18 protein-coding genes and 1 pseudogene are annotated in these 21,139 nt (G+C 71.3%); 7 read left to right on the top strand and 12 right to left on the bottom strand.

Annotated features, from left to right (window positions below; translation table 11 throughout):
* Positions 1–16: 16 nt before the first annotated feature.
* Positions 17–820: a creatininase family protein gene (locus OG199_RS09400; RefSeq protein WP_356799462.1), complete on the bottom strand. Its 804-nt coding sequence runs from the start codon at positions 818–820 to the stop codon at positions 17–19.
* 49 nt (positions 821–869) lie between these two features.
* On the opposite strand from OG199_RS09400, the gene ribA reads away from it, so the two are divergent.
* The 5 genes and pseudogenes from ribA to OG199_RS09375 all read left to right on the top strand — a co-directional run bounded on the left by ribA (position 870) and on the right by OG199_RS09375 (position 5,920).
* A complete protein-coding gene (gene ribA, locus OG199_RS09395; protein WP_356799464.1) occupies positions 870–1,598 on the top strand; it encodes a GTP cyclohydrolase II in 729 nt (242 codons plus the stop codon).
* Positions 1,595–2,581 carry an ornithine cyclodeaminase family protein gene (locus OG199_RS09390; RefSeq protein ID WP_401806049.1) on the top strand — a complete coding sequence of 329 codons (987 nt, stop codon included), beginning with the start codon at positions 1,595–1,597 and terminating at the stop codon, positions 2,579–2,581. Before ribA ends, OG199_RS09390 begins: the two co-directional genes overlap by 4 nt.
* Positions 2,578–3,724, top strand: a pseudogene (locus OG199_RS09385) (NAD(P)/FAD-dependent oxidoreductase). The gene OG199_RS09390 and the pseudogene OG199_RS09385 overlap by 4 nt, the downstream one beginning before the upstream one ends.
* Positions 3,721–4,776 (top strand): saccharopine dehydrogenase, encoded by a 1,056-nt coding sequence (locus OG199_RS09380; protein ID WP_405829016.1) that lies wholly within the window; start codon positions 3,721–3,723, stop codon positions 4,774–4,776. Before OG199_RS09385 ends, OG199_RS09380 begins: the two are co-directional and overlap by 4 nt.
* A complete protein-coding gene (locus OG199_RS09375; protein WP_405829015.1) occupies positions 4,766–5,920 on the top strand; it encodes a saccharopine dehydrogenase family protein in 1,155 nt (384 codons plus the stop codon). The genes OG199_RS09380 and OG199_RS09375 overlap by 11 nt, the downstream gene beginning before the upstream one ends.
* Positions 5,921–5,926: 6 nt before the next feature.
* Here the strand turns inward: OG199_RS09375 and OG199_RS09370 are convergent, their stop codons facing one another.
* The 3 genes from OG199_RS09370 to OG199_RS09360 are packed head-to-tail and all read right to left on the bottom strand — an operon-like array spanning position 5,927 to position 9,178.
* Complete coding sequence (locus OG199_RS09370; protein WP_405829013.1) at positions 5,927–7,153, bottom strand: serine hydrolase domain-containing protein; 1,227 nt, start codon at positions 7,151–7,153, stop codon at positions 5,927–5,929.
* Complete coding sequence (locus OG199_RS09365) at positions 7,119–8,603, bottom strand: MFS transporter (RefSeq protein ID WP_405829011.1); 1,485 nt, start codon at positions 8,601–8,603, stop codon at positions 7,119–7,121. The genes OG199_RS09370 and OG199_RS09365 overlap by 35 nt, the downstream gene beginning before the upstream one ends.
* Entirely contained in the window at positions 8,600–9,178 is a 579-nt protein-coding gene (locus OG199_RS09360; protein WP_356799481.1) for a TetR/AcrR family transcriptional regulator, read from the bottom strand. Before OG199_RS09360 ends, OG199_RS09365 begins: the two co-directional genes overlap by 4 nt.
* 86 nt (positions 9,179–9,264) lie before the next feature.
* Here OG199_RS09360 and OG199_RS09355 point away from each other — a divergent pair, with 86 nt between their 5' ends.
* Positions 9,265–9,705 carry a PPOX class F420-dependent oxidoreductase gene (locus tag OG199_RS09355; RefSeq protein WP_356799483.1) on the top strand — a complete coding sequence of 147 codons (441 nt, stop codon included), beginning with the start codon at positions 9,265–9,267 and terminating at the stop codon, positions 9,703–9,705.
* Positions 9,706–10,394: 689 nt separating this feature from the next.
* On the top strand, positions 10,395–11,357 hold the full coding sequence (locus tag OG199_RS09350) for a hypothetical protein (RefSeq protein WP_405829008.1): 963 nt from the start codon (positions 10,395–10,397) through the stop codon (positions 11,355–11,357).
* Positions 11,358–11,518: 161 nt separating this feature from the next.
* On the opposite strand, the gene OG199_RS09345 is transcribed toward OG199_RS09350, so the two are convergent.
* From OG199_RS09345 to tkt, 8 genes are all read right to left on the bottom strand, one after another.
* Complete coding sequence (locus OG199_RS09345) at positions 11,519–11,974, bottom strand: tellurite resistance TerB family protein (RefSeq protein ID WP_401806059.1); 456 nt, start codon at positions 11,972–11,974, stop codon at positions 11,519–11,521.
* Positions 11,975–12,055: 81 nt separating this feature from the next.
* The gene (locus OG199_RS09340) at positions 12,056–12,667 is read right to left on the bottom strand and encodes a histidine phosphatase family protein (RefSeq protein WP_405829006.1); all 612 of its coding nucleotides are present in this window, start codon (positions 12,665–12,667) and stop codon (positions 12,056–12,058) included.
* Positions 12,668–12,675: 8 nt separating this feature from the next.
* Entirely contained in the window at positions 12,676–13,554 is an 879-nt protein-coding gene (gene gnd, locus OG199_RS09335; RefSeq protein ID WP_405834480.1) for a phosphogluconate dehydrogenase (NAD(+)-dependent, decarboxylating), read from the bottom strand.
* 15 nt (positions 13,555–13,569) lie between these two features.
* Positions 13,570–15,219: a glucose-6-phosphate isomerase gene (pgi, locus tag OG199_RS09330; RefSeq protein ID WP_405829005.1), complete on the bottom strand. Its 1,650-nt coding sequence runs from the start codon at positions 15,217–15,219 to the stop codon at positions 13,570–13,572.
* The gene (opcA, locus tag OG199_RS09325) at positions 15,212–16,147 is read right to left on the bottom strand and encodes a glucose-6-phosphate dehydrogenase assembly protein OpcA (RefSeq protein ID WP_401805066.1); all 936 of its coding nucleotides are present in this window, start codon (positions 16,145–16,147) and stop codon (positions 15,212–15,214) included. Before opcA ends, pgi begins: the two co-directional genes overlap by 8 nt.
* A complete protein-coding gene (zwf, locus tag OG199_RS09320; protein WP_401805069.1) occupies positions 16,144–17,805 on the bottom strand; it encodes a glucose-6-phosphate dehydrogenase in 1,662 nt (553 codons plus the stop codon). The genes opcA and zwf overlap by 4 nt, the downstream gene beginning before the upstream one ends.
* A complete protein-coding gene (tal, locus tag OG199_RS09315; protein ID WP_356809107.1) occupies positions 17,802–18,947 on the bottom strand; it encodes a transaldolase in 1,146 nt (381 codons plus the stop codon). The genes zwf and tal overlap by 4 nt, the downstream gene beginning before the upstream one ends.
* A gap of 19 nt (positions 18,948–18,966) precedes the next feature.
* Complete coding sequence (gene tkt, locus OG199_RS09310) at positions 18,967–21,066, bottom strand: transketolase (RefSeq protein ID WP_405829003.1); 2,100 nt, start codon at positions 21,064–21,066, stop codon at positions 18,967–18,969.
* Positions 21,067–21,139 lie beyond the last annotated feature (73 nt).

Here is a 21,139-nt window from a genome sequence, read left to right as displayed (position 1 = left end):
ACGCAGGAGGGCAGGATCAATGCCGGGATTCAGCGACCGCCGAGGCACCCGTCCCCGTCGAGGGCGGTGTCTTCTCCGTCAGCAACGAGAAGTACGCCCCGAAGGCCTCGGTCAGCCCCGCCAGGAGTTCCTTGCCCTTCTCGGCGGAGGCCCTCGAAGGGCGGCCGATGACGCCGGACTCGGTATAGCCGGACATACCGAGGGTGAGCAGATGACGCCGGTCGTCCGCGACGAAGTCGGAGGTCTCGTAACCGGGCCGGATCAATTCCGGGTGCGTGTGCAGAAGAATGGAGGTCTCGATTTCTCCCGCGTGCATATCGGTGAGCAACGAGGTCTCCACACCGGCCCGTTCGAGCGCGGCCTCCCAGTCCTCGAGGGCCGGGAAAAGCGCCATACGCGTACCGCTGCCCGCGGATTCCTGGACGACATTGCCCAGCACGTAATTCCCGCCGTGTCCGTTGACCAGTACCAGGGTGTCCACACCCGAGCGGCGGAGCGATTCGGCTATGTCCCGCACCACCGCGTACAGCGTGACGGCGGAAATGCTGACGGTCCCCGGCCACGCGGCGTGCTCGTGCGAGCAGGAGATCGTCAACGGAGGAAGGAGATGGACCGGGTGGGCGGCGGCGATCTCACGCGCGACGGCGCAGGCGACCAGCGTGTCCGTCGCCAACGGAAGGAACGCACCGTGCTGTTCGAAGCTCCCCACGGGAAGCACGGCGACCTCACGGGCAATACCGGCCCCCCGCTCGCGCACATCCTCCGTGGTGTCCGCCGGCAACAGACCGGACACCGCCGAGCGCGTTCCCGAACCACTCATGTTTCACGGCCTTTCGACTCTTCTTTCGACTCTGCTTAGGAACCAGATCATGACAGATAACTTTGCAGTACTTGCCGGGACCGCGCGCCGCTCTGGTGTCGAACGAGTCGTGATCGCCCCTCTGCCCACGGTGTACGGCAATTTCCAGGCGGTCGGCTACCTGGACCACGACCGCGGGGAGGAGCAAGTGGTTCTGGTCCACGGGGAAGTCGGTGATCTCGCCGGCGCTGGAGAGGACGCGACGAAGGAAGGCGTCCTCACCCGGCTCCACTCGGAGTGCCTCACCGGGGACGCGTTCGGCTCCACGCACTGCGAGTGCGGCGACCAACTCGGCGCGGCGCTGCGCGCCATCGTCGCGGAGGGCCGCGGCATCCTCGTCTACCTCCGCGGTCACGAGGGCCGCGGCATCGGCCTGCTCGCCAAGCTGCAGGCGATGAAGCTCCAGTCGGAGGGCCTCGACACCGTGGAGGCGAACGTCGCCCTCGGTCTGCCGGTCGACGCCCGCGACTACCGGGTGGCCGCGGACATCCTGCACGACCTCGGCGTACGGTCGGTGCGTCTGCTCTCGAACAACCCGCGCAAGCGCGAGTCGCTGCAGCGCAACGGCATCAAGGTCGCCGAGCAGGTCCCGCTGCTGATACCGCCGTGCGAGGAGAACCTCAGCTACCTGCTCACCAAGCGGGAGCGCCTCGACCACTTCCTCCCTCACCTGGACGGCGGCGACTGGGCGAAGGCGATCTTTTGCGGAACGGCGAAGGCGGCTATCACTGAGGAATGACAGAAGACGACGCCGGACCGCTGTATCTGTCCCGTGAGCAGGTCGTGGAGCTGCTGGACACCGACACGGCGATCGCCTCGCAGCGCGCGGCGTTCACCGCGCTCGGTGACGGCACCGCCGAGCTGCCCGGCAAGATCATGCACCCCAGTCGCTTCGACGACAGCGTCGTCTTCGCTTACCTGGCGCGGCTGTCCGCGGACACCGGGGCCGTCGCCAAGTTCGGCAGCGTCAACCCGGGCAACGCGGCGGCCGGGCTGCCGACCGTCCATGCCGTGATCAACGCGCTCGATCCGGTGACCGGCCGGCTCGCCGCGGTCATGGACGGCACGGCGGTCACCACCCTGCGCACCGCCGCCGCCAGTGCCGTCGCCCTCGACGCGCTGGCCACCGCGGACAGCGCGGAGCTCGGCCTGCTGGGCTCCGGCACCCAGGCGCTCGCCCACGCGCGGGCCGTCGCCCGGGTACGGGAACTGCGGTCCGTACGGGTGTGGAGCCCGCATCCCGGCCGACGGGCGCACGCGGCCCAGCGGCTCGCCGCGGAACTCGGCGTCGCCGTCGAGGCGGCCGGCTCCGCCGAGGAGGCGGTCACCGGAGCGGCGATGGTCGCGGCCTGCACGCTCAGCAGCACACCCGTCGTGCGCGGCGAGTGGCTGGCGCCGGGGTGCACGGTCGTCAGCGTGGGATCCTTCGAGCCCACCCGCAGCGAGGTCGACGCCGAGGTGGTCCGGCGGGCCGCGGCGGTGGTCGTCGACGATCCGGTGACCGCGGCGGAGCACGCGGGACCGGTGGTCGAGGCACTGGCCCGGGGAATCCTCGCACCGGACGACCTGATCCCGCTCGGCGGCGTCCTGACCGGCGTCCGTACGGCCCGCACCGGCCCGGACGACATCGTCCTCTACAACAGCGTCGGGCTCGGCATCCAGGACGCCGCCGCAGCCTGGGCCGTGATCGACGCGGCCCGTGCCCGGCGGGCACGGCGGTGAACGGGACCGCTCAGGTCGTCGTCGTCGGCGGCGGCGTGATCGGCACGAGCATCGCCTACCACCTGGCCCGCGCGGGTGTACGGGACGTCGTCCTGGTCGAGCGCGACGAACTGGCCTCCGGGTCCACCGCGCGGGCCGCCGGCGGCGTCCGGGCGCAGTTCTCCGACGAGCTCAACATCCGGCTGGGCGCCCGCAGTCTGGAGGCGTTCGCCCGTTTCGGGGAGGAACCCGGCCAGGACATCGGCCTGCGCCGGGTCGGCTACCTGTTCCTGCTCTCCACCCCAGAGGAGGTCGCGGCCTTCGAGGACGGGGTGCGGCTGCAGAACGCGCTCGGAGTGCCCAGCCGCCTGATCGACCCGGCCGAGGCACGCCGGCTGTCCCCGCTCATCAGCACCAGACGGTCTGCTGGCCGCCGCCTTCTCCCCGGACGACGGGCACTGCACCCCCGAGGCCGTGGTCCAGGGGTACGCGGCCGGAGCCCGACGGCACGGCGCGACCCTGCTGCGGCACTGCGAGGTCACCGGCATCGAGACCCGCGGGGACACCATCACCGCGGTGGTCACCACCGGCGGCCGGATCGCCACCGGCACGGTCGTCTGCGCCGCCGGCGCCTGGTCGCGGGCGGTCGGCGCGATGGCCGGAGTGGACCTCCCGGTGCAGCCGCTGCGCCGCCAGATCGCCGTCACCGAACCCGTCCCCGGCCTGCCGCCCGGCCTCCCCATGACCATCGACTTCACCACCAGCCTCTACTTCCACGCCGAGGGCCCGGGGCTCCTCGTCGGCATGTCCGACCCCGACGAGACCCCAGGGTTCGCCACCGGGACGCACGACCGCTGGATACCGCGGCTGGCCGAGGCCATGCGGCGACGCGCGCCGGCCCTGCTCGACCTGCGCCGCACGGGTGGCTGGGCGGGCCTCTACGAGATCACCCCGGACCACAACGCGCTGATCGGCGAGGCGCGTTCGTGCGCGCGCTTCCTGTACGCGACCGGGTTCTCGGGCCACGGCTTCCTGCAGGGACCGGCGGTCGGCGAGGTGGTCCGGGATCTGTACCTGGGCCGCGTACCCTTCCTCGACATCAGCCCCCTGAGCGTCGAGCGCTTCGCCGCCGACGCCCCGCGCCCGGAGGTCAACCTCGTATGACCGAGCTCCACTTGTGGCTGCGCCACGAGACCCGTACGTCCGAACGGCGCACGCCCGTCGTGCCCTCGGACGCCCGACGGCTCGTCGACGCCGGCGTGACGCTCACGGTCGAGGACTCGCCGCAGCGGGTCTTCCCGACCGAGGCGTACGAGCGGGTGGGGTGCGGTGTCGCCGAGGCGGGCTCCTGGGTCTCGGCACCGCCGGACGCGGTGGTCGTCGGCCTCAAGGAGCTCCCCGACGCCCCCGCCGAACTGACCCACCAGCACCTCTTCTTCGGTCACGCCTACAAGCGGCAGCCGGGAGCCGAGCCGCTGCTGCGCAGGTTCCTCGCCGGCGGCGGCGCCCTGCTCGACCTGGAATACCTGGTGGACGACGAAGGGCGCAGGCTCGCCGCCTTCGGCTACTGGGCCGGATACCTGGGCGCGGCGCTAGCGGTGCTGCAGCACCGGGGTGCCCTGAAGGCCCCGCTGCGACCCACGTCGAAGGAGGAGCTTGACGCGGAACTCGCCGGGAGCGCGGGGGAGCTGTCGGCACTCGTGATCGGGGCCCTCGGCCGCAGCGGCCGGGGCGCCCGCGCCGCGCTGGGCGTGGCCGGGGTGGAGCCGACCCGCTGGGATCTCGCCGAGACCCGTGATCTGGACCGAGCGGCCCTGCTGGACCACGAGTTGATGGTGAACACCGTGCTCACGACCCGGCCGATCCCGCCCTTCCTCACGGACAAGGACCTCGACGGGCCCGGCCGCAGGCTGCGCACGCTGTGCGACGTGACCTGCGACGTCGGATCGCCGTTCAACGTGCTGCCGGTCTACGACGCCACCACGGACTGGACGCGCCCCGTGCGCCGTCTGCGGGAGCGGCCCGCCCTGGACCTGATCGCCATCGACAACCTGCCGTCCCTGCTGCCGCTGGAGGCGAGCGTCGACTTCTCGGCGGCGCTGCTGCCGCAGCTCCTGGAGTTCGGCGGCGCCGGGCCGTGGGGACGCTGCCTGGACCGGTTCCATCAAGCGTGCCCTGAACTCGGCCTGGAGGAAGGGGAGTCGTATGAGGTCTGAGGCGACGGCCGCGAGCGGCACCGTGCACTGGATCGGCGCGGGTCTGTCCACCGGCAGCGGTCTGGCCGCCGTCTGTGACGCCGCCGACCGTGTGCACCTGTGGCACCGCTCCGAGGAGCGCGCGGCGCGGAGCCTGGAGGCGCTGGGCCTGACCGGCCGCGCGGAGCCCCGCGCCCACACGCTGCCCGCGCTCACCGCCGCGCTCGCGCCCGGGGACGTCGTGGTCTCCATGCTGCCCGCGCCCGAACACGCTCCGCTGCTCGCCGCCTGCGTCGGGAGCGGCGCCCACTTCGCCTGCTCGAGCTATGTGTCGGACGCCGTACTCGCGCAGGTGCCCGCGGCCACGGCGGCCGGCGTGGTGGTGCTGACCGAGTGCGGGCTCGACCCCGGTATCGACCACCTCTTCGCGCACAGCCTGATCGCCCGGGCCCGCCGGGCGATCGGGGACGGCGCGGCCGCCTCGTACAGCCTCACGTCGTACTGCGGCGGCGTCCCGGCGGTGCCCAACGACTTCCGGTACCGCTTCAGCTGGGCGCCGGCGGGCGTGCTGGGCGCCCTGCGCTCACCGGCCCGCTACATCGAGGACGGCAACCGCACCACGGTCCCGCGTCCCTGGGAGGCGACCCGTCCCCATCACGTCGACGGCGAGACCTTCGAGGTCTACCCCAACCGCGACAGCGTGCCCTTCCTCCAGCAGTACGGTCTCCCCGACGCCTGGACACCGGAGACCTTCGTCCGGGGCACCCTCCGCCTCGACGGCTGGCTGCGCGCCTGGGACGCCGTCTTCGCCGAGCTGAAGGCGGGCGACGACGAGCGGATCGCGGCCCTCGCCCAGGAACTCGCGGCGGCCCACCCGACGACGGACGCGGACCGCGACCGCGTCGTGCTCGTGGTGTCCCTGGAGGTACGGAGCGAACCGGGCGCGAGCTGGTCGGGCCGCTACCTCCTCGATCTCGAAGGGACCGGCGAGGAGAGCGCCATGGCGCGCTGTGTCTCCCGCACGCTCGCCCTCGGCGTCCGCCACATCCTCGACGGCTCGCTCCCGCCCGGCCTGTGCCGCGCCGCCGGGACGGCGGCGCGGTCCGAGCAGTGGCTGGCCGAACTCGGCCGGGACGGGATGGAGTTCGGTCTGCGGACCGGGTGAGCCGGGTCAGTCCTGCACGGCTTCGTGCACCATCCGCTTCAGCTCGGGGAAGTGCGCGTGGGACCCCGCCGGGCGGACCTGGGTGAAGAACTGCACGGTCAGGTCCCGGTGCGGGTCGACCCAGAACGTCGTACCGGCCACCCCGCTCCAGCCGAACGCGCCCTCGCTGGAGGGGGACCGGGTGATCTGCGGGTCCACCACGACGGAGACGCCGAGGCCGAAGCCCAGGCCCGCGTTGCCGGGCTCGCGGTGCAGCGGGCTGCCGAAGGTGCGGCGGTCGGCGCCTCCCGGCAGGTGGTTGGACGCCATCGTGTCCACGGTCTCCGGCTTCAGCAGCCGGACGCCGTCGAGTTCGCCGCGGCGGCGGAGCATCTCCATGAAGCGGTGGTAGTCGTGGGCGGTGGCCACCATGCCGCCGCTCCCGGACAGGAAGCGCGGCCGGCCGTGCAGCGGGAGCCCGGCGATCGGGGCGATCCGTCCCTCGGAGTCCTCCCCGTAGAGCTCGGCGAGCCGCCCGGACTGCTCGTCGGTGACACAGAACCCGGCGTCCGTCATCCCGAGCGGGCGGAAGATCCGCTCGGCGAGGAGGACGTCGAGGTCCTGACCGGACACCACCTCGACGAGACGGCCCAGGACGTTGGTGGAGACCGAGTAGTTCCACTCGGTGCCCGGCTCGAACTGGAGCGGCAGACCGGCGTACACCTCACAGGTCCCGGCCAGATCCGTGCCCGGCGCCACCGACGACTCCAGACCGGCGTCGCGGTAGAGCGCGTCGACCGGGTGGGAGTGGTAGAAACCGAACGTCAGGCCGGAGGTGTGGGTCAACAGGTGCCGGATCGTGAGGGGGTGTTCGGCCGGGCGGGTCCGCGTGCCGGCCCCCGACCCGTCGACGTACACCCGCGGTTCGGCGAAGGCCGGCAGGAAACGGGCGACCGGGTCGTCCAGCCGGAAGTGTCCCTCTTCGAGGAGCATCAGCGCGGCCACCGAGGTGACCGGCTTCGTCATCGAGTAGATCCGCCACAGCGTGTCGGTCTCGACCGGAAGCCCGGCCGCGCGGTCGCGCCATCCATGTGTCGCGAGGTGCGCGACCGTGCCGTGCCGGGACACGGCCACCAGACAACCGGGCAGCCGGTGGTCGTCGACCAGGTGGGCGAAGTGCTGGTCCAACCGGGCCAGGGCCTTCGGATCGAGGCCGACCTCATGCGGCTCGACCTCTTGTCGCAGGTGTACCATCGCTCTCCTCCGCACTGCGGCTCATGGACTGCCTCGTGTTCATCGTCTCGTACGGAGTTCCCGCGGATGCTTCGGGGCAGTCCGGCCCGCGGGTCGGCGGATCGTCGCGTCCCGGCAGCCACCGGGCGAGCGGCAGTCCGGCCGCCGCCACGGCCGCCAGAACCGTCAGAGCGGGACCCGTGCGGACATCGCCCGCCAGGGGTACCAGCACGGTCGCCGCGGCAACACCCAGCGTGGGCCCGACGTTCATGGCCGTCTGCTGGAGACCGCCGGCCACCCCCGCCGACTCCGCGCGCACGTGCCGCACGACGACCGTCGTCGCGGTGACCATCACCGCGGCGAAGCCGGCACCCAGCAGGAGGAACCCGGTACCGATGGGCACCGCCGTGGACTCGCGGTCGAGCCGTGACAGCACCAGGACCCCCGCCGCGAGGACGCACAGCCCGGCCGGAGCGGTCCGGCGCGCCCCGAACCGGCGCATGAGGACGGCCGTCACAGGCGCGCCCAGCACCATCATGACCGCCGCGGGCAGGGCGTGCAGACCGGTCTCCAACGGGTCGAGGCCCAGCACCTCCTGGAGGAAGCAACTGCCCGCGAACAGCGTGCCGAACATCGCCGCGGAGGAGGCCACCAGAATGCCCAGCGCCGCGCCGACGGTCCCGGAACCCAGCACCGCGGGCGGCAGCAGCGGGTTCGCGGTACGGCGTTCGTGGCGCACGAACACGGTCGCCGCGAACGCGGCCACGAGCAGCCCCGACGTGCCCGCTGCCGTCCAGCCGGTCCCCGGCACCCCGACCAGCGTGCGGACCAGACAGGCCAGGGCGACCGCGAGCAGACAGGCCCCGGGCAGGTCGAGCCGGACGGCGGGCCCGGGGGAGCGCGCCGGTTCCCGGACGGCGAGCGCCGACAAGCCCAAGACCAGCGCGGGCACGACGTTGAGGAAGAAGACGGCCCGCCAGCCGAACTGGCCGACCAGCGCTCCGCCGAGAACGGGACCGGCGGCGGCCGCGAGACCGATGGCGCTGGTCCGCAGTGCGATGGGCCTGCCGATCCGGTCCGGCGGGTAGACGGCGCGCAGCATCCCGAGCGTGGCGGGCTGCAGCAGCGCGCCGAAGACCCCCTGGGCGACCCGCAGTCCGATCACCCAGCCGATGGCGGGGGCGAGACCGATCCCCGCCGACGTCACGCCGAAGCCCAAGGAGCCCACGGCGAACACCCGCCGGTGGCCGTAGCGGTCCCCGAGCCGTCCCGCGAACACCAACAGGCTGGACACCGCGATGAGATAACCGGTGCTGGTCCACTGGACGAGCACGAGAGAAGCGCCCAGATCCCGGCGCAGAGTGGGCTGGGCGACCGTCAGCACGGTGCCGTCCAGCGCGACGATCACGGCCCCGGCGACGCTGCTCGTGAGCGTGAGGCGGCGGCGGACCGACGGGCCGGGCTCCTTCACGCCGCCTCCGGTCCGAGATGCGCGTCCAGCGCGGCGACCAGGAGGGGTACGAAGTCGTCCGCGCCGGTGGCGAGTTGGAGGCTGCCCCAGCCCCACAGCTGGGCGATGCCGTGCAGGTTCGCCCACAGCGCCCCCGCGGTGACCCGCGCCTCGGTCCCGGGCCTCGCGCGGCCGACGAGATCGACCAGCACCCCGAACAGCGGCAGGCTCGTCTCCCGCAGCCCCAGCCGGCCGCTCTCCAGCAGGTCGTGACGGAACATCAGCTCGTACATGCCGCGTCGGGACGTGGCGAAGTCCAGGTAGACCCGCCCGAGGGCGGTGAGCTGCGCGCGGGGACTCGCGCCGCCGTCGCCGACCGCCTCGGTCACCATGGACCCGAGGTCGGCGAAGCCCCGCCGCGCGATGGCCGACAGCAGATCCAGATGGGTCGGGAAGTGGCGGCGCGGCGCTCCGTGCGAGACCCCCGCCCTGCGGGCGATCTCCCGCAGGGTCAGCGCCTCTGCCCCCTCCTCGGCCACCAGATCGACGCCGACATCGACCAGCCGGGCCTTCAGCCCCGTCTCCCGTTCGTTCATGGGCATGGTCTACCAGGCGGGCGTAGACACTGTCTACTGACTGCCGGCCGGGGAATGACGATCCACGCCGGAGGGTTGATCCGGATATGACTCAGGACGCGACGCAGGACGCACTGCTAAAGCTGCTCTCCGAGTACAAGGGCGGGGTGCTCACCACCCTCAAGAGGGACGGGCGGCCCCAGCTGTCGAACGTTGTTCATGCCTACAGCCCCGACGAGAACATCGTCCGGGTGTCCCTCACGGACGACCGCGCCAAGACGCGGAACCTGCGCCGGGACCCGCGGGCCTCGTACCACGTGACCAGCGACGACCGCTGGGCGTACACGGTCGCCGAAGGCACCGCGGAGCTCACTCCGGTGGCCGGGGACCCGCACGACGAGACCGTCGAGGAGCTCGTCCGTCTCTACCGCGACCTGATGGGCGAGCACCCCGACTGGGACGACTACCGGGCCGCCATGGTCCGCGACCGGCGGCTCGTGCTGCGGCTGCACGTGGAGCGCGCGTACGGCGTCCCCCGCAAACGCTGACGCCGGCCGTCGGGATCCGTGCCCGGCTCCCGGAGCGTCGCCGGCCCGGCCGTCCCCGGGGCGAGGGCCGGCGGGAGCTCCGCGCATCCCGGCCGCCCCTGAATCCGGCCGGGGTGCGCGGAGCGGCTCCGTGCGGCCGCGCCGTCGCGTCGCGCGGCTGTTCCGGCCGGTGTTCCCGCCGTGTCGTCGCGCTCGGCCCCGGCCCGATGTTCTTGCCGTCCGGCGTCGGCTGTCAACCGTATCCAGGCGTGACGTTCACCCGGGAACGCCCAAGTCCCCGGCAGCGGGCGGCTGATGGGGGCCCGGACGACCGGCGCGGACCGCACGGTCGCGCGGCGCTCCGGTGCGCCTCGCCGCGCGGCGCGCGATGCGCGCCCCGGTGGCCCGAGAGGGCCGACACGGCAGGTCACCGCCCCGCGGCGCCTTATACGACGGATATTACCGACGGGTTGACATTGAAACACCAAAGACCACCGCTATCATCACACCACCTGCGGAACACCTCCTGCGGAGCTACCGTCGGCCGACAACAGTGGCCGTCGTGCAACCGAAGCAGCGCATCCATGAACGACGACAGGGGCAGAGGGCTCTCCCATCCGGAGCCCTCGGTTCGTCCGACACGGTGGTGACGGCGGTCGAGCGGTCCTTTCTCCACGAAGGTCTCCCCACCGACTTCTGAGAGAGACCGCATGGCGAGAGACCGCTTCACCCCCGATTTCGACCCCGACGGCGGGGACACGCTCCTCAGCTCCGCACGCCAGGACATCGCCGTCGGCCGCTGGCAGAGCCTGCGCGATCTGTTGAGGGCCACCGGCCCCGCGTGGCCCGTGCGCGGGCACCGGATGCGGCTGCTGGCGGCGGCCTGCGTGGACAACTCCTCGGTCGAGTCCTGGCTCGCCGCCGAACCTCACGGCGGCGACGCCCTCGTGCTGCGGGCCGCCACCGAGGTCGCCAGGGCCTTCCATCTGGCCCGCGCGGCGGGCGAGGGTGCCCCGGTCGAACGCCGTCGCGTCGACCAGGCGGTGATGGCCTGCCTCCAGGGTGCCGAGGCGTACCCGGACGACCCCACGCCCTGGATCTGTCTCATCTCCGTCGCCCGGCTCTATCCCGCCGGGGTGCGCCGTCAGGAACTCGGGCGCTGGTGGGACGAGTTGCACGCCCGCGATCCGTACAGCATGGAGGGGCACCTCCAGGTGCTGCACTACTACTCCGCGCGCTGGCACGGGTCGCACGGCCTCATGTACGACTTCGCGCGGGACGCGGCGGCCGTCGCCCCGCCGGGCTCCGCGCTGCCGGTCCTGCTGCAGGTCGCGCGGGTGGAGGAGTACCGCGCCGTCCTGGAGGAGGCGAACGGCCGGCGGGACACGCCCGCCGGGTTCGACCGGCACTGGAATCACGACGAAGCCGTCAGCGACGTGCGGCGGAGCTGGCAGCGCTGGCTCACCGCCCGCTCCGAGGGGCCGCCCGCCCCCGAGGAGGTGCGGCACTTCAACTACCTTGCGCACGCGGCCTGTTACGCCGGACTCCCGGACCTGGCCGGTTCGCTCTTCCGGATGGTCGGGCCGCGCGCCAGCCGCTCGCCCTGGTCCTGCACCGGCGATCCGGAGAAGGAGTTCGTGAAGTGGCGCAAGCGGTCGTCGCGCGGCGCCTGACCCACTTCACGCGTCCCTGGGGCCTGTCGTCCGGATCATGCGCCGGGACGCCGGGACGCCGGGACGCCGGGACGCCGGGACGCCGCGCGCCGGCGCGACCCGGCCCGAACGACGGACCCCGGCCCACGGCGGGCGACGTGGGCCGGGGGTCCGGCGCGGAACTACAGGTCGAACTCGTGCGGCGGCAGGTCGAGCGCGAAGCACGCCTCCCGCACCACGGCCTGCTCGGTCTTGTCGAAGTCGCCGTCGGCACCGCCGATCACGATGCCGATCTGGATGACGGCACGTGCCTCGGCGGGCTTCTTCTTGGCCTTGGAGATCTCCTGGAGGACGCTGACCTTGCCGAAGGCGAAGTCGGCGGTCAGCTTGTTCAGGTTGTCGTCGAAGCGGCGGCGCAGGTCGTCGGCGTCGAAGTTCTGCAACACCTCGTTCGTGGCGATGAGCTGGGCGACGCGCTGCCGCTCGGACGGATCGACCGACCCGTCCGCCGCGGCGACGAGCGCGCACATCGCCATGCTCGCGTCGCGGAAGGCACCGCTCTTGAGATCGTTCTTCTTCGCCACGAGCTGGGTCTGCATCGTCGACGCGGACTCCTTGATGCGGTCCCACAGGGCCATGAGAACTCCATACGTTGGCAGAGGCCCGGCCCGCCCGGGGGCGGACCGGAAACCTCCTCGGTTTCTACAGCATCGTAGAAACTAGCGGACCGGCGCAGAAGTTCCGGTGGCATTCCACTCGGCGATCACCGGGTGTCCGTGTTCCGTGGACAGCCGGCTGACGGTTCCCGTCGAGAGCTGGAACAGCCGTCCGGCGTCCGCCGGGAGCCCCAGCCGACGGGCCGTCAGCACCCGCAGGAAGTGCGCGTGAGCAACCAGGACCACGTCACCGGGGTGGTTGCAGAGCGCCGCGTCCACGCGGGACAGGACCCGGTCGGCGCGTTCCCCCACCTCCTGCGGCGACTCGCCGGGGTGACCGTCGGGGCCGGGCGGCACCCCGTCCTCCCACAGGACCCAGCCGGGCCGGGTGCGGTGGATGGCGCGGGTGGTGATTCCCTCGTAGCCCCCGTAGTCCCACTCGTGCAGATCGGGGTCGGTCACCGGTCCGGTCAGGCCCGCGAGTTCCGCGGTCCGTACCGCCCGGTCGAGGGGGCTGGTGAACACCTGAGCGAAGGACTGCCCGGCGAAGAACGGCGCGAGGGACTTGGCCTGTTCCTCGCCGTGCTGGCTGAGCGGCAGATCGGTCCAGCTGGTGTGCTGTCCCGTCAAGGTCCACTCGGTCTCGCCGTGGCGGACGAGTATGAGGTCGCCCATGACCCGGCCTACTCCGCGGACTCGACGGCGTGGCCGCCGAACTGGTTGCGCAGTGCCGCGACCATCTTCATCTGCGGCGAGTCGTCCTGGCGCGAGGCGAACCGTGCGAACAGCGACGCGGTGATCGCGGGGAGCGGTACCGCGTTGTCGATGGCGGCCTCGACGGTCCAGCGGCCCTCGCCGGAGTCGTCCGCGTAACCGCGCAGCTTGTCCAGGTGCTCGTCGTCGTCCAGGGCGTTGACGGCCAGGTCCAGCAGCCAGGAACGGATGACCGTGCCCTCCTGCCAGGAACGGAAGACCTCGCGCACGTCGGTGACGGAGTGGACCTTCTCCAGGAGCTCCCAGCCCTCGGCGTAGGCCTGCATCATGGCGTACTCGATGCCGTTGTGGACCATCTTGGAGAAGTGGCCGGCGCCGACCTTGCCGGCGTGCACGAAGCCGGAGTCGCCCTCGGGCTTGAGCGCGTCGAAGACGGGCTGGACCCTGGCGACGTGCTCGGCGTCGCCGCCGACCATCAGCGCGTAGCCGTTCTGCAGGCCCCAGACGCCGCCGGAGACGCCGGCGTCGACGAAGCCGATGCCCTTGGCGGCCAGTTCCCCGGCGTGCTTCTCGTCGTCCGTCCAGCGGGAGTTGCCGCCGTCGACGACGGTGTCACCGGGCTCCAGCAGGTCGCCGAGCTGGTCGATGGTGGACTGGGTCGCGGCACCGGCCGGCACCATCACCCACACCACACGCGGGGCCTCGAGCGCGCCCACCAGCTCTTCGAGGCTGTGGACGTCGGCGAGTTCCGGATTGCGGTCGTATCCGATGACGGTGTGGCCTGCGCGGCGGATGCGCTCGCGCATGTTGCCGCCCATCTTGCCGAGGCCGATGAGCCCCAGTTGCATCGCGGTCATGTCAGTTCACTTCTTCCGGAGAGTGCGGTACGCGGCCACGAGGGAGGCGGTGGAGGGGTCGAGGCCGGGTACCTCGATGCCGTCGGTCAGTGCGGGTTCGATGCGTTTGGCGAGGACCTTGCCGAGTTCGACGCCCCACTGGTCGAAGGAGTCGATGTTCCAGACGGCGCCCTGGACGAACACCTTGTGTTCGTAGAGGGCGATGAGCTGGCCCAGGACGGAGGGGGTCAGTTCGCGGGCGAGGATCGTGGTGGTGGGGTGGTTGCCCTGGAACGTCTTGTGGGCCACCAGGTCCTCGGGCACGCCCTCGGCGCGGACCTCGTCGGGTGTCTTGCCGAAGGCCAGGGCCTGGGTCTGGGCGAAGAAGTTGGCCATCAGCAGGTCGTGCTGGGCGGCCAGGCCCGTCTCCAGCTCGTCGACCGGGTTGGCGAAGCCGATGAAGTCGGCCGGGATGAGCTTGGTGCCCTGGTGGATGAGCTGGTAGTAGGCGTGCTGCCCGTTGGTGCCGGGAGTGCCCCACACCACCGGTCCGGTCTGCCAGTCCACCGGCTCGCCCTGCCGGTCGACGGACTTGCCGTTGGACTCCATGTCCAGCTGCTGGAGGTAGGCGGTGAAACGGCTGAGGTAGTGGGAGTAGGGCAGCACGGCGTGGGACTGCGCGTCGTGGAAGTTGCCGTACCAGATGCCCAGCAGGCCCAGCAGCAAAGGCACGTTGGACTCGGGCGGCGCGGTGCGGAAGTGCTCGTCGACGAGGTGGAAACCCTCCAGCATCTCCCGGAACCGGTCCGGGCCGATCGCGATCATCAACGACAGGCCGATCGCCGAGTCGAAGGAGTAGCGTCCGCCGACCCAGTCCCAGAACTCGAACATGTTGTTCGTGTCGATACCGAAGTCGGCGACCTTCCCGGCGTTGGTCGACAGTGCCACGAAGTGCCGGGCGACCGCCTCCGGACCGGCCTTCAGCCCCGACAGCAGCCAGGACCGCGCCGACGTCGCGTTCGTGATCGTCTCGATCGTGGTGAACGTCTTCGACGCGATGATGAAGAGTGTCTCAGCCGGATCCAGGTCACGCACCGCCTCGTGGAGGTCGGCGCCGTCCACGTTCGACACGAACCGCACCACCAGACCGCGGTCGGTGAAGGACCGCAGCGCGTCATAAGCCATCGCGGGACCGAGGTCGGAGCCGCCGATCCCGATGTTCACGACGTTCTTGATCCGCTGGCCGGTATGGCCGGTCCACTCACCCGAACGCACCCGCTCGGAGAAGGCCGCCATCCTGTCGAGGACCGCGTGGACCCCCGGGACCACGTTCTCCCCGTCCACCTCGATCACCGCGTCCCGCGGCGCACGCAACGCGGTGTGCAGGACCGCCCGCCCCTCGGTCACATTGATCTTCTCACCACGGAACATCGCATCCCGCAGCCCGAACACATCAGTGGCCACGGCCAGTTCCTGGAGCAGGGCGAGGGTCTCGTCCGTGATCAGGTGCTTGGAGTAGTCGATCCGCAGATCGCCCACCTGTACGACGTAGCGCTCCGCTCGGTCGGGGTCGGTGGCGAACAGCTCACGCAGCTGCGTGCGAAGCATGCCGTCCGCGCGGTGGTCCTCCAGGGCCACCCACTCCGGACGCCGCGTGAGCTTGGGGGAGTCAGACATGACGGGAGGTCTCCTTGGTGCCCTCGCCCCGCAGGGCGACGGCGTACATCTCGTCCGCGTCGAGGCGGCGCAGTTCCTCGGCGATCAGTTCGGAAGTGCTGCGCACCTTCAGGGCGAGGGTGCGCGGGGGCTGTCCGGGCAGGGTCAGCGTGGCCAGCGGACCTTCGGGGCGGTCGATGACGATCTCGCCGGCCGCCGTGCCGAGCCGGACCGCGGTGACCACCGGACCGGCGGTGACGACCCGCTCGACCGGGACCTCGAGCCGGGCGCCCAGCCAGCGGGCCAGCAGCTCGGCGCTCGGGTTGTCGGCCTCGCTCTCGACGGCGGCCGAGGTCACCTTCGTACGGGCCTGGTCGAGCGCGGCGGCCAGCATCGAACGCCACGGGGTCAGCCGCGTCCAGGCCAGGTCGGTGTCGCCCGGCGCGTAGGAGGAGACCCGGGCCTCCAGGGCCACCAGCGGGGACTCGACGGCGTACATGTCGGTGATGCGGCGCTGCGCGAGGGCGCCCAGCGGGTCCTTGGCGGGCACGCCGGGCGCGTCCACCGGCCACCAGACGACGACGGGCGCGTCGGGCAGCAGCAGCGGCAGCACCACGGAGTCGGCGTGGTCGGACACCTCGCCGTAGGTCCGCAGCACCACCGTCTCACCGGTGCCGGCGTCGGCGCCCACCCGGATCTCGGCGTCGAGGTGCGAGTTGGTGCGGTCGCGCGGGGTGCGGGCGTGCCGCTTGATGACGACCAGGGTGCGCGAGGGGTGTTCGCGCGAGGCCTCCTCGGCGGCCTTGATCGAGTCGTAGGCGTTCTCCTCGTCCGTGACGATGACCATCGTCAGGACCATGCCCACGGCGGGGGTGCCGATGGCCCGGCGTCCCCGCACGAGCGCCTTGTTGATCTTGCTTGCCGTGGTGTCGGTCAGGTCGATCTTCATGGCCTGCGCCAGCTCCGTCCGTCTCGTGCGAGCATCTCGTCGGCTTCCTTCGGACCCCAGCTGCCCGAGGGGTACTGCGCGGGCTTGCCGTGCGTCTCCCAGTGCTCCTCGATGGGGTCGAGGATCTTCCAGGACTCTTCCACCTCCTGGTGACGGGGGAAGAGATTGGCGTCGCCGAGCAGGACATCCAGGATCAGCCGTTCGTACGCCTCCGGGCTGGACTCGGTGAACGACTCGCCGTAGGCGAAGTCCATCGAGACGTCCCGGATCTCCATGGAGGTACCCGGCACCTTCGAACCGAAGCGGACCGTCATGCCCTCGTCGGGCTGGACGCGGATGACGATCGCGTTCTGGCCCAGTTCCTCGGTGGCCGTCGAGTCGAAGGGGGAGTGCGGCGCGCGCTGGAAGACCACCGCGATCTCGGTCACCCGCCGGCCCAGCCGCTTGCCGGTCCTCAGGTAGAACGGGACACCCGCCCAGCGGCGGTTGTCGATCTCCACCTTGACGGCCGCGTAGGTGTCGGTCGTCGACGCGGGGTCGATGCCGTCCTCCTGCAGATAGCCGCGCACCCGCTCGCCGCCCTGCCAGGCCGCCGCGTACTGCCCGCGCACGGTGTGCTCGCCCAGGTTCTCCGGGAGCCTGACCGACTTCAGGACCTTCAGCTTCTCCGTCAGCAACGACTCGACGTCGAAGGCGATGGGCTCCTCCATCGCCGTCAGCGCCATCAGCTGGAGCAGGTGGTTCTGGATGACGTCACGGGCCGAGCCGATGCCGTCGTAGTAGCCGGCCCGGCCGCCGATGCCGATGTCCTCGGCCATGGTGATCTGTACGTGGTCGACGTACGACCGGTTCCAGATGGGCTCGTACATCTGATTGGCGAAGCGGAGCGCCAGAATGTTCTGGACGGTCTCCTTGCCGAGGTAGTGGTCGATGCGGAACACCTGCTCCGGGTCGAACACCTCGTGCACGATCGCGTTCAGCTCCCGCGCGCTGGCCAGGTCGTGACCGAACGGCTTTTCGATGATCGCGCGCCGCCAGGAACCCTCCGGCGCGTCCGCCAGCCCGTGCTTCTTCAGCTGCTGGACGACCTTGGGGAAGAACTTCGGCGGGACCGAGAGGTAGAAGGCGTAGTTGCCGCTGGTGCCCCGGGAGGAGTCCAGCTCCTGCACGGCCTCGCGCAGCTGCTTGAACGCGGTGTCGTCGTCGAAGTCGCCCGGGATGAACCGCATGCCCTCGGCGAGCTGCTGCCAGACCTCCTCACGGAACTCGGTCCGCGCGTGCTCACGCACCGAGTCGTGCACCACCTGGGCGAAGTCCTGGTCCTCCCACTCGCGCCGGGCGAACCCGAGGAGCGAGAAGCCGGGCGGCAGCAGACCCCGGTTGGCGAGGTCGTACACGGCCGGCATCAGCTTCTTGCGGGAGAGGTCGCCGGTGACACCGAAGATGACGAGACCGGAGGGGCCCGCGATACGCGGCAGACGGCGGTCGCGCGGGTCGCGCAGCGGGTTGTCCCAGTCCGAGCCGGTCTCGGGCGCGGTCCTCGCCGCGGCGGACGCGGCCTTCACAGCTCCCGGTTCCACGGCCTGGTCACCGGATCCCTCCGGCGTGGTGGACGCATCCTGCGGGTCACCGTCGGGAAGCGCTTCACTGTTGGTCATTCCCCCTCGACTCCCTTGCCGCTCAGCGAGACCTTCACCGCGTCGAGCAGATCGCCCCACGCGGCCTCGAACTTGGAGACGCCCTCGTCCTCCAGCTGCTTGACGACCTCGTCGTACGAGATCCCGAGCCGCTCGACGGCCGCGAGGTCGGCGCGTGCCTGGGCGTAACCACCGCTCACCGCGTCGCCGTGGATGTCGCCGTGGTCGGCGGTGGCGTCGAGCGTCGCCTCCGGCATGGTGTTGACCGTGCCCGGCGCGACCAGCTCGTCGACGTACAGCGTGTCCTTGTACGCCGGGTCCTTGACGCCGGTCGAAGCCCACAGGGGGCGCTGCTTGTTGGCGCCCGCCGTGGCGAGGGCGGTCCAGCGGGACGCGCCGAACACGTCCTCGTAGGCCTCGTACGCGAGACGCGCGTTGGCCAGCGCCGCCCTGCCCTTGAGGGCCAGCGCCTCGTCCGTGCCGACCTTCGCCAGCCGCTTGTCGATCTCGCTGTCGACGCGGGAGACGAAGAAGGAGGCGACGGAGTGGACGGTGGCGAGGTCGACGCCGGCGGCCCGGGCCTTCTCCAGCCCGGCCAGGTAGGCGTCCATGACCGCGCGGTAGCGCTCCAGCGAGAAGATCAGCGTGACGTTGACGCTGATACCGAGGCCGACGACCTCGGTGATCGCCGGGAGACCCGCCTCGGTCGCCGGGATCTTGATCATCACGTTCGGGCGGTCCACCAGCCAGGCCAGCTGCTTGGCCTCGGCGACGGTCGCGGCGGTGTGGTGGGCCAGGCGCGGGTCGACCTCGATGGAGACCCGGCCGTCACGGCCGGCGGTCGCGTCGTACACCGGGCGCAGGATGTCGGCGGCGGCGCGGACGTCGGCCGTGGTCATCATCCGGACGGCCTCGTCGACCGTCACACCGCGCACGGCGAGTTCGGCCAGCTGCTCCTCGTATCCCTCGCCCGAGCCGATGGCGGCCTGGAAGATGGAGGGGTTGGTGGTGACGCCCACCACGTGCTTGGTCTCGACGAGTTCGGCGAGGTTCCCGGACGCGATGCGCTTGCGGGAGAGGTCGTCCAGCCAGATGGAGACGCCTTCGTCGGAGAGGCGCTTGAGGTTTACCGCGGTCGCGGCTGCTTCGGTCACAGTGATCATCTTCCTTGATGCGATCGGATCAACCGCGGGCGGCGGCGAGAGATTCCCGCGCGGCGGCGGCGACGTTCTCGGCGGTGAAGCCGAACTCGGCGAACAGGGTCTTGGCGTCGGCGGAGGCACCGAAGTGCTCCAGCGAGACAATGCGTCCGTGGTCACCGACGTACCGGTACCAGGTCAGGCCGATGCCCGCCTCGACCGCCACGCGGGCCTTCACGGACGGCGGAAGCACGCTCCGCCGGTACTCGGCGGACTGCTCCTCGAACCACTCGACGGACGGCATCGACACCACCCGGGTACCCACACCCTCGGCCTCCAGCAGGTCGCGTGCCTCCACCGCGAGGTGCACCTCGGAGCCGGTGGCGACGAGAACCACGTCCGGCGTCCCGGTGGACGCCTCACGCAGCACGTAACCACCCTTCGCGGCCTCGGAGTTGACCTCGTAGGTGGGCACGCCCTGACGGGTGAGCGCCAGACCGTGCGGGGCCGGGTTCGTGGCGTGCCGCCGCAGGATCTCGGCCCAGGCGACCGTCGTCTCGTTGGCGTCGGCCGGGCGTACGACGTTCAGACCCGGGATCGCGCGCAGCGAGGCGAGGTGCTCGACCGGCTGGTGGGTGGGACCGTCCTCGCCGAGACCGATCGAGTCGTGGGTCCAGACGTAGGTGACGGGGAGCTGCATCAGCGCGGACAGCCGGACGGCGTTGCGCATGTAGTCGGAGAAGACCAGGAAGGTGCCGCCGTAGATGCGGGTGTTGCCGTGCAGCGCGATGCCGTTCATCTCCGCGGCCATCGAGTGCTCACGGATACCGAAGTGGACGGTACGGCCGTACGGGTCGGCCTCCGGCAGCGGGTTGCCCGCCGGCAGGAAGGAGGAGGTCTTGTCGATGGTGGTGTTGTTCGAGCCCGCCAGGTCGGCCGAGCCGCCCCACAGCTCGGGGAGCACCCCACCGAGCGCCTGCAGGACCTTGCCGGAGGCGGCCCGCGTCGCGACGGAGGTACCGGGCTCGAACACCGGCAGCGCTTCCTCCCAGCCCTCGGGCAGCTGGCCGGCCACGACGCGGTCGAAGAGCTTCGCGCGCTCGGGCTGCGCCGTGCGCCACTCCGCGATCCGCTTGTCCCAGGCGGCGTGCGCCTCGGCACCCCGGTCGAGGGCGGTCCGCGCGTGCGCCAGCACGTCGGCGTCCACCTGGAAGGACCGCTCGGGGTCGAAGCCGAGCACCCGCTTGGTGGCGGCGATCTCATCGGCGCCGAGCGCGGAGCCGTGGGAGGCCTCGGTGTTCTGCGCGTTCGGGGCCGGCCACGCGATGATCGTGCGCATCGCGATGATCGAGGGGCGCCCGGTCTCGGCCTGCGCCGTCCGCAGCGCCGTGTGGAGCGCGTGGACGTCGATGTCGCCGCCCGGAGCGGGCTCGATCCGCTGCACGTGCCAGCCGTACGCCTCGTACCGCTTCAGGACGTCCTCGGAGAAGGCCGTCGCGGTGTCGCCCTCGATGGAGATGTGGTTGTCGTCGTAGAGGAAGACGAGGTTGCCGAGCTTCTGGTGGCCCGCGAGCGAGGAGGCCTCGGCGGAGATGCCCTCCTCCAGGTCACCGTCCGAGACGATCGCCCAGATGGTGTGGTCGAAGGGGGACTCGCCCTGAGGGGTCTCGGGGTCGAACAGACCGCGCTCGTAGCGAGCGGCCATCGCCATGCCCACGGCGTTGGCGACACCCTGGCCGAGCGGACCGGTCGTCGTCTCGACACCCGCGGTGTGCCCGTACTCGGGGTGGCCCGGCGTCTTCGAGCCGTGGGTCCGGAACGCCTTGAGGTCATCCAGTTCCAGTTCGTAACCGGAGAGGAAGAGCTGCGTGTAAAGGGTCAGCGACGTGTGGCCGGGGGAGAGGACGAAGCGGTCACGGCCGGTCCACTCCGGGTCGGCGGGGTCGTGCCTCATCACCTTCTGAAAGATCGTGTACGCGGCCGGGGCCAGGCTCATCGCGGTGCCGGGGTGGCCGTTCCCGACCTGCTGCACGGCGTCCGCCGCCAGGAGACGAGCGGTGTCGACGGCACGACGGTCGAGTTCGGTCCACTCGAGACCGGCAGGCGAAGGGTCCGGTGTCTGGGTGCTCTGCTGCGTGCTCATCTTCAAGAAGTCCTCGTTGGAAGCGTCTTAACTGCTCGGACGCGTTCAAACTTAAAAGTCTGACTTTTGCCGG

The organism is Streptomyces sp. NBC_01176, from assembly GCF_045039825.1.
In the GTDB taxonomy this organism is placed as follows: domain Bacteria; phylum Actinomycetota; class Actinomycetes; order Streptomycetales; family Streptomycetaceae; genus Streptomyces.
Note: the sequence above shows the minus strand (reverse complement) of the source record. Positions and strands in the feature narration are given on the sequence as shown.

Coding starts and splice junctions, on each gene's coding strand:
- OG199_RS09400 (WP_356799462.1), bottom strand. CDS start 820: ATGAGTGGTTCGGGAACGCGCTCGGCGGTGTCCGGTCTGTTGCCGGCG.
- ribA (WP_356799464.1), top strand. CDS start 870: ATGACAGATAACTTTGCAGTACTTGCCGGGACCGCGCGCCGCTCTGGT.
- OG199_RS09390 (WP_401806049.1), top strand. CDS start 1,595: ATGACAGAAGACGACGCCGGACCGCTGTATCTGTCCCGTGAGCAGGTC.
- OG199_RS09380 (WP_405829016.1), top strand. CDS start 3,721: ATGACCGAGCTCCACTTGTGGCTGCGCCACGAGACCCGTACGTCCGAA.
- OG199_RS09375 (WP_405829015.1), top strand. CDS start 4,766: ATGAGGTCTGAGGCGACGGCCGCGAGCGGCACCGTGCACTGGATCGGC.
- OG199_RS09370 (WP_405829013.1), bottom strand. CDS start 7,153: ATGGTACACCTGCGACAAGAGGTCGAGCCGCATGAGGTCGGCCTCGAT.
- OG199_RS09360 (WP_356799481.1), bottom strand. CDS start 9,178: ATGAACGAACGGGAGACGGGGCTGAAGGCCCGGCTGGTCGATGTCGGC.
- OG199_RS09355 (WP_356799483.1), top strand. CDS start 9,265: ATGACTCAGGACGCGACGCAGGACGCACTGCTAAAGCTGCTCTCCGAG.
- OG199_RS09350 (WP_405829008.1), top strand. CDS start 10,395: ATGGCGAGAGACCGCTTCACCCCCGATTTCGACCCCGACGGCGGGGAC.
- OG199_RS09345 (WP_401806059.1), bottom strand. CDS start 11,974: ATGGCCCTGTGGGACCGCATCAAGGAGTCCGCGTCGACGATGCAGACC.
- OG199_RS09340 (WP_405829006.1), bottom strand. CDS start 12,667: ATGGGCGACCTCATACTCGTCCGCCACGGCGAGACCGAGTGGACCTTG.
- gnd (WP_405834480.1), bottom strand. CDS start 13,554: ATGCAACTGGGGCTCATCGGCCTCGGCAAGATGGGCGGCAACATGCGC.
- pgi (WP_405829005.1), bottom strand. CDS start 15,219: ATGTCTGACTCCCCCAAGCTCACGCGGCGTCCGGAGTGGGTGGCCCTG.
- opcA (WP_401805066.1), bottom strand. CDS start 16,147: ATGAAGATCGACCTGACCGACACCACGGCAAGCAAGATCAACAAGGCG.
- zwf (WP_401805069.1), bottom strand. CDS start 17,805: ATGACCAACAGTGAAGCGCTTCCCGACGGTGACCCGCAGGATGCGTCC.
- tal (WP_356809107.1), bottom strand. CDS start 18,947: ATGATCACTGTGACCGAAGCAGCCGCGACCGCGGTAAACCTCAAGCGC.
- tkt (WP_405829003.1), bottom strand. CDS start 21,066: ATGAGCACGCAGCAGAGCACCCAGACACCGGACCCTTCGCCTGCCGGT.